The organism is Albidovulum sp. (assembly GCF_049646345.1).
Classification (GTDB): domain Bacteria; phylum Pseudomonadota; class Alphaproteobacteria; order Rhodobacterales; family Rhodobacteraceae; genus Albidovulum.
On sequence record NZ_JBARVQ010000656.1, the window covers coordinates 1 to 5,747 of the forward strand.

Consider the following 5,747-nt stretch of genomic DNA (forward strand, 5'->3'; position numbering starts at 1 on the left):
TCGGACCTTTCAGACCCGGCGCGGGCGGGCTAGCCTGCCGCAAACTTCCGGCAGGATCCGATGCAAAACCGCTTAGCCCTGATCTTCGTGCTCGCGACCGTGATGATTGACGCCATCGGCATCGGCATCATCTTTCCGGTCATGCCCGACCTGATCGGTGAGGTGACGGGCGGCGATCTTTCGGATGCCGCCCTGTGGGGCGGGCTCTTGGCCACATCCTTCGCCGTGATGCAGTTCCTCTTCGGCCCCATTGTCGGCAACCTCTCAGACCGTTTCGGGCGGCGACCGGTTATGCTGACCGCGCTCGGCATCATGGCAGTCGACTACATGATCATGGCAGTGGCTGGCACGATCTGGATGCTGATGGCGGGTCGCATCGTCGCCGGGATCACGGCGGCGACCTATACCACCGCGATGGCCTATATGGCCGATATCTCGGCCAGGGAGGATCGAGCGAAACGGTTCGGCCTGATCGGCGCGGCCTTCGGCCTTGGTTTCATCGCGGGGCCGTTCCTCGGCAGCCTCCTTTCAACCCTCGGCATCCGCGCGCCGTTCTGGGGTGCGGCAGTCATTTCAGCGGCCAATCTGATCTTCGGCTTCCTGATCCTGCCCGAATCCGTGACCGACAGCATCCGCCGCCCATTCACCTGGGCGCGGGCCAATCCGCTGGCGGCGTTCAGAGCCATCGGACGCCTGCCGGGCCTCGGGCGGCTTCTAACGCTCTATCTCGTCTACAACGTGGCACTCCATGTCTATGAGGCGGTCTGGGCTTTCTACGGCAAGGCGCAATTCGGTTGGGACCCGTTCATGATCGGTGTCTCGCTCGCGACATACGGGCTCTTTTTCACCCTGACCCAGGCCTTCGCCATCGGCCCGATCATCAAGGCGGTTGGCGAATACCGGGCAGCGTTCTGGGGGCTCGCCATCGAAATCGTCGCCTGCCTGATCTTCGGCTTTCTAACCTCGGGTGCTGCGGCCATCGCCTTCACCGCCTTTGCCGCCCTCGGCTCTATCGCCGGGCCCGCGATGCAGGGGCTGATGTCGAACGGCACACCCGACGACCAGCAGGGCGAATTGCAGGGTGTCATCGCCTCGCTGACGGCGGTCGGCATGATCCTGTCGCCCTTGCTGATGACCGGCACGTTTTCGATCTTCACCCGACCCGATGCCCCGATCCACGCGCCGGGCGCGCCGTTCCTACTGGCCGCGATCCTATTGGTCGTTTGTGTTCCAATCCTTGTCGCCCGACCGCGCGAACCGGGACCGACCGGGCCATTAGCCGGATGATGAGAGGAGAAAGCGATGACCAAAATCCGCGCCGCCATCTGCCACGAAGTCGGCCAGCCACTGAGCATTGAGACCGTGGACCTGCGCGCACCGGGCCCGGGCGAGGTCGAGGTCACGCTCGACGCCTGCGCGATCTGCTTTTCCGACATCTCCTTCATGGATGGCGGCTGGGGTGGCGATCTGCCGGCCGTCTATGGTCATGAGGCGGCGGGCCGGGTCAGCGCGGCCGGGCCCGGTGCACGATACCGGACCGGCGACAAGGTGCTGGTCACCCTCATCCGTTCCTGCGGGCAATGCCCGACCTGCGCTTCGGGCCGCCCTGCGCTCTGCCCGACCCAGCCGCGACCCGGCAGCCCGCTGACGCTGAACGGCGGCCCGGTCGCCCACGGGCTCGATTGCGGCGCCTTCGCCGAACGGGTCGTGGTGCATGAAAGCCAGCTTGCCCCCCTGCCCGACGGCATCCCGATGGAGGCGGCGGCGCTGATTTCCTGCGGCGTGATCACCGGGCTCGGGGCCGCGGTCAACACCGCCCGCATCCGGCCGGGCGAGGTCGTGGTGGTGATCGGCGCGGGCGGTGTCGGCCTCAACGCCATTCAGGGCGCGCGGCTTTCGGGGGCCGCCCGCATCATCGCGGTCGATACAAACCCCGCGAAACTGGACGTCGCGAAGGAATTCGGCGCGACCGACGGCGTGCTGGCGACAGCGGAAAAACCCTGGGCCGAGGTCAAGCGCATTGCCGGGCGCGGCGCCGATGCGGTCCTCGTCACCGTCGGCGCGATTCCGGCCTACGACACCGCCACCCGCTACCTCGCCAATGGCGGCCGCATGGTGGCGGTCGGCATGCCGCATTCCGGTGCGAAGTCTGAGTGGGAGCCTGTGATCTTCACCTATACCGGCAATGCGATGATCGGATCGAACATGGGCGATACGGTGCTGCCACGTGACATCCCGTGGATCACCGACCTTTACCTGCAGGGCCGCCTGAAACTCGATGAACTCATCTCCGGCCGCTGGTCGCTCGACCAGATCAACGAGGCCATAGCCGACACCAGATCAGGCGCCGCCCGCCGCAACGTCATTCTGTTCGGAGCCTAATCGTCATCGAACGCCCCGTCCCACGCAAAGCCCACGATGACTGCCTCATCGCCGCTCATCGCGCGGTAAAGCGCCAGCGCGGACAGGTTATCGCGTTCCGTAGCCAGCCAGATGCCGCCACTGCAGCCCCGCGCCCGTGCCTCGGCAAACAGCCGTTCGCAGACCGCCCGGCCGATCCCCTGCCGCTGCCATTCATCCCGTACACCGACCTCATTGATGAAAAACGAAGGCTGCTTGTCCGGATGCAGCAGCACTGTCCCCGAGGCAAAGCCAACGACCTCGTCGCCCCAAAGGGCGACGACGATCAGATGCCCGGGATCGGCCAGAAAGGCCCGCGTCTGATCCGGGTCCACCGGCTTGTCGAACACCCCGTCAGGCACGGCCAAAAGAAGGCCGAGATCGTCTGGCGCAAGGCAACGATAGCTGATCCGATTGCTCATTCCATCTGGCCTTTCCAATCGCCATGACCCGGCCCCGAAACCCTGAGTGAGGATAGAATGAAACTCAAGGACCTTGAAATCTTCACCGTCGCCCCCCCCGCCCCCGGCTGGGGCGGGCGCTACTGGATTTTCACCAAACTCACCACCGATGATGGGATCACCGGCTACGGCGAATGTTATGCCTCCTCGGTGGGCCCCAAGGCGATGGAAGCGGTGATCACGGATGTCTTCAATCGCCACATGGCGGGCGAGAACCCCGAAAACATCGAACTGATGTTCCGCCGCGCCTATTCCTCGGGCTTCACCCAGCGACCCGACCTGACGGTCATGGGCGCATGGTCGGGGCTCGAGATCGCCTGCTGGGACATCATCGGCAAGGCGCTGAACCGCCCGGTCCACGCGCTTCTTGGCGGCAAGATCAACGAACGGCTGCGCAGCTACACCTATCTCTATCCCGAAGCGGGCAAGGAAACGGGGGAATTCTGGGTCAATCCCGACATGACCGCCGAGGCCGCAGCCCGTTTCGTCGATATGGGCTTCACGGCGGTCAAGTTCGACCCTGCCGGCCCCTATACGATCCGCGGCGGGCATGACCCGAGCCAGTCGGACATCACCCGCTCGGCCGCCTTCTGCAAGGCGATCCGCGAAGCGGTCGGCGACCGTGCCGACCTGCTCTTCGGCACCCACGGCCAGTTCAACGTCGCGGGTGCTGTGCGCCTCGCGCAGGCGATCGAACCCTATGGCCCCTTGTGGTACGAAGAGCCGATCCCGCCTGACAACCTTCTGGACTTCGCCGAAGTGCAGAAAGCCGTGCGCATCCCCGTGGCCACGGGTGAAAGGTTCTGCACCAAGGCCGAATTCGCGACCGTTCTTCGGACCGGCGGGACCCGCATCCTGCAACCCGCTCTCGGCAGGGCGGGCGGCATCCTCGAATGCAAGAAGATCGCCGCGATTGCCGAAGTCTTCACCGCCCAGATGGCCCCGCATCTTTATGCCGGTCCGGTGGAATGGGCCGCGAATGTGCAACTCGGCGCCTCGATCCCCAACCTTCTGATGGTCGAAACGATCGAGACCGGCGGGGCCTTCCACCTTGCGCTGATCAAAAACTCGATCAAGTGGGAAAACGGCTATGTCATCGTCCCCGACGCGCCGGGCCTCGGCATCGAGTTCGACGAGGATCTGGCCCGCGCCCATCCCTTCACCGGAACCGGGTTGCACTTGCAGATGCAGGAAGCGCCCTGCGATTACACGCGCCCGAACTGGTTCGAAGGCGGCGCGCCGGCCACGAGAAAACCCGGCTGACCACAATCACGCGCAGCATGACAAACCGCTGCCCGACTTCGGTTAGGCAGCGGCAACCACGGCTTGGACATGTCGGCAGATATGGTTGAGGCAGTGTCCGCATGACTGTTGTTGTCCCGCGTTCCCACGCGTTCGGATACGGTCCGACAAAGCAATGTCTTTATGTAATAGATTTTCCGCCTGCGGCGTTTCGGTGAGGGCTTACGGCTGACACCCGACCTCTGCCACCGAGAACTGACTGCAACGTATGTTTCAGGCAGAACGGCGTGACAGAGGCGGGGTTTCTTGACGGTTATTGTTGTCTGGGTCTTTTTGCGAGCGGAGCGCCATCAGCATTATCAGCATCATCAGCATCATCAGCATCATCAGCATCTCGGCCGCCACCGCCCTCAGCTTCAGGCGAATCGGCAACTTGCTGGCTGGGCGAGTTCAAAACATTATCGATCAATGCATCTGCGTCTATAAAGGGACCAAAGTTCGGGACAATACCCTCCACTGCGGCCGCTACTTCATCTTCGCCCTGACTCTCGTTTCCGTCCGCGCCACCAGCGGAACCAGCTCCGCCGCCACCGCCTTCAGCGGCAGGCGGATTGGTGCTGTCACCGTCGGGGTTGTCTATCATGTCCTGTATAATTGCATCTACGTCTGCTCCGATGTCTACCAGCGAGGAGCCGGTCTGACTGGTATCCTGAACCTGTTCGCCCGAAGAGGATCCGGGCTGGGTTCCGCTCGGGACCGGAGCCGGGGCCGGGTCGGATATCGTCCCTTCACTTCCTTCAGACACGCCAGAGTTTGTGCCCCGCGCAATATTCGGCACAGTATTCGTGTTTCGGGCTCCAGTCTGGCCTTCGACCGTGTTTTGGGTTCCGCTCGTATTCTGGGTCGTACTCTGCGCCCCTCTCCTCCACTCACCCATAGCGGTGTCGTAATAGTATCTGTATATGTCGCTATAGTCAGGAGTTGCGGCTCTGGGGTTGTTGATTACGATAATCCCGATATCCGCTCTGAAAATGACCGCATAGTAGATTCCATTGACTTTGATCACATGCCGGGGCTTTTGGGCAGCCGTCAGCACCCGTGAGCCAGTGGATTGCTTGACCACGGCATCCGCGCTGACGCTGTAAAGCCCCGGATAGCCGGCAACCGCGGTCAGCTTTTGCTCAGCATTGGTGATTTCGACTTTGGCGATATATCTTCTGATCGGTTGCTCCCCGGACACTCGAGCCGACGGAAGCGTGGATCCGGTTGCTGAGGCTTGGCCTTCGCGCACCGTTGGCGCCACGTTCGACCCTGACGGCGCGTTCGCGCCGGGCGCCACGTTCGACCCTGACGGCGGGTTCGCGACGGGGGCCACGTTCGACCCTGACGGCGGGTTCGCGCCGGGCACCACGTTCGACCCTGACGGCGCGTTCCTTTGTCTCGCAATGACGGCCGCGATGTTATCCCAGTTCCCTGCAACACTATCGTAACGGAATCCGAGATTTACAGATGGCACCTCGCCTTGACGAGTAATGTTCATTGGGTTTTGGGGAATTACAGATCCTGTGGAATCTCTCAAAGCGACAAGGACGAATTCATCCACGATTCTGATCACATATCCGGTGTTTTGGTGGGGCTGCAGCG

General features: G+C 62.9%; 5 protein-coding genes. 3 read left to right on the top strand and 2 right to left on the bottom strand.

From position 1 onward, the window contains the following. Positions 1-60 precede the first annotated feature (60 nt). Together WBB85_RS17165 and WBB85_RS17170 are read left to right on the top strand one after the other, a co-directional pair. Positions 61-1,287, top strand: a complete 1,227-nt coding sequence (locus WBB85_RS17165) for a TCR/Tet family MFS transporter (protein WP_432639815.1) — start codon at positions 61-63, stop codon at positions 1,285-1,287. Positions 1,288-1,302: 15 nt separating this feature from the next. After that, on the top strand, positions 1,303-2,382 hold the full coding sequence (locus WBB85_RS17170) for a zinc-binding dehydrogenase (RefSeq protein WP_432639816.1): 1,080 nt from the start codon (positions 1,303-1,305) through the stop codon (positions 2,380-2,382). Here the strand turns inward: WBB85_RS17170 and WBB85_RS17175 are convergent. Beyond that, on the bottom strand, positions 2,379-2,822 hold the full coding sequence (locus tag WBB85_RS17175; protein ID WP_432639817.1) for a GNAT family N-acetyltransferase: 444 nt from the start codon (positions 2,820-2,822) through the stop codon (positions 2,379-2,381). The two genes, WBB85_RS17170 and WBB85_RS17175, sit on opposite strands and share 4 nt — an antisense overlap. Before the next feature lie 57 nt (positions 2,823-2,879). Here WBB85_RS17175 and WBB85_RS17180 point away from each other — a divergent pair, with 57 nt between their 5' ends. Further along, positions 2,880-4,124: a mandelate racemase/muconate lactonizing enzyme family protein gene (locus WBB85_RS17180; RefSeq protein ID WP_432639818.1), complete on the top strand. Its 1,245-nt coding sequence runs from the start codon at positions 2,880-2,882 to the stop codon at positions 4,122-4,124. A 292-nt stretch (positions 4,125-4,416) separates the two neighbouring features. Here WBB85_RS17180 and WBB85_RS17185 read toward each other — a convergent pair. Then, positions 4,417-5,747 (bottom strand): hypothetical protein (locus tag WBB85_RS17185; protein WP_432639819.1); only part of this gene is annotated, 1,331 nt, incomplete at its 5' end.